Raw genomic sequence first — 2,093 nt, 5'->3', positions numbered from 1 at the left:
GAGACCGTACGGTTCGCCGACGGGGTCCGGGCCCTGTCCGACGAGGGGGTACGGACCTTCCTGGAACTGGGCCCGGACGGGGTGCTCTCGGCGCTGGTCGGGAACTCGGCGCCGAATGGCACCGTCGCCGTCCCGGCGCTGCGCAAGCACTGGCCGGAGGAGACCGCGGCTGTCAGCGCATTGGCGCAGATGTACGTGAGGGGTGTGCCCGTCGACTGGCGGGCGTACTTCGCGGGCACGGGCGCGCGCCGGATCGAGCTGCCCACTTACGCATTCCAGCACCGGCGGTACTGGCCTTCGGCGCCCACGGCGATCCGGGACGCCACGGGCCTGGGGCTGACCTCGGCCCAGCACCCGTTGCTGGGTGCGTCCGTTCCCCTGGCGGACTCGGATGGCGTGGTGTTCTCCGGTCGCCTGTCGTTGGCCTCGCACCCGTGGCTGGCCGACCATACGGTGATGGGCCGGATTCTGGTGCCGGGAGCCGCTTTCGTGGAGTTGGCCATCCGGGCCGGTGATGAGTTCGGCTGCGCACGGATCGAGGCACTCACCCTCGCCACGCCGCTCGTGCTGCCGGAACAGGGAGCAGTGCAGATCCAGGTCCGCGTGGGCGCCGCCGATGCCGACGACCGGCGCGCCGTCACCGTCCACGCCCGGCCTGAAGGCGCGGGGGGAAGTGCATCCGCGTCATGGACGCAGCATGCTGCGGGCACGCTCTCCGCCGAATACGAGGCCGCAGGTGCTGAGGCGCCCGGACGTGAGGGCGCCGTGTGGCCTCCGGCGGACGCAGAGCCGATCGATCTCGACGATTTCTACGCGGCCCGGGCAGATTCCGGGTTCGACTACGGCCCGGTGTTCCAGGGCCTGCGGGCGGCCTGGAGGCACGGCGACGACGTGTTCGCCGAGGTGGGCCTGGGCGAGGCGGGCCTGAACGAAGGTGTCGAGGCACATGGCTTTGGGCTTCACCCGGCCCTGCTGGACGCGGTGCTGCACGCGACGGCCTTGACCATCGAAGACGACGTGCTCCCGTTCGTATGGGAGGGGGTCTCTCTGCACGCCGCAGGGGCGACGGCGGTACGGGTCCGGCTCTCCCACCCCGAGCCGGACAAGATCGCCATCGCGATCGCCGACATGGCCGGACAGCCGGTCGCCACGGTGGGCAGCCTGCTGGTGCGTTCGATCACGCCCGGGCAACTGGACGCGGTGGCCGTGCCCGAGCGGGACTCGCTGTTCCGGGTCGAGTGGACCCCGGCCGCGCCGAGTCGTGCGGTTTCCGGTCCGGTGGCCGTGGTCGGCCCCGATGGTGGTCTGGCCGATGAACTGGCGGGCCACGGAATCACCGTAGGCACGTATCCGGATCTGGCCGCGCTGGCTGAGGACGCGGTACCGGAGGTGGTACTGGCGCTTGTCTCCGGTGACCGGTCGGAGAGCATGGTGGATGCGGTCCACGACACCGTGTCACGGGCCCTGGATCTGACACAGCGCTGGTTGGAGGGGGAGCGGTTTCTCGATTCTCGGCTCGTGGTGGTGGTCCGAGGTGCGGTTGACGACCCAGCCATCGCGGCCGCGCGGGGCTTGCTGCGGTCGGCGCAGTCGGAGCATCCGGGTCGGATTGGGCTGCTGGATCTCGGGAGCGGGGGTTGCTCGGGGGCGTTGCTGGCGGAGGCGCTGAGTGTGGCGGAACCCGAAGTTGCGGTTCGGGAGGGGCGGTTGGTGGTGCCGCGGTTGGCTCGGGCGAGTGTGCCCGACGCTGCGGTGCGGGTGTGGGATGGGCCGGGCAGCGTGCTGATCACGGGTGGTACGGGTGGTTTGGGTGCGGTGGTGGCCCGGCACCTGGCGGCCGAGCACGGCGTACGGGACCTGCTCCTGCTGTCCCGGCGGGGGCTGGCGTCGCCGGGTGCTGAGGACCTGGTCGCCGAACTCGCCGGATTGGGTGCCCGCGCCGAGGTGGTGGCGTGTGATGTGGCTGATCGGGATGCGCTGGCGGAGGTGCTGGCCGGGCGTGAGGTTTCGGCTGTGGTGCATGCGGCCGGTGTGCTCGATGACGGTCTGTTGGGTGCGTTGACTCCGGGGCGCCTTGATGCGGTGTTGCGTCC

The 2,093-nt window shown here is 71.1% G+C and carries 1 protein-coding gene; it reads left to right on the top strand.

The window, feature by feature from the left end:
• Positions 1–2,093 (top strand): KR domain-containing protein (locus tag LCH29_RS43805; RefSeq protein ID WP_446467260.1); only part of this gene is annotated, 2,093 nt, incomplete at both ends.

Source organism: Streptomyces sp. BRA346 (assembly GCF_052851135.1).
This window is presented reverse-complemented; position numbering and strand designations above follow the sequence as displayed.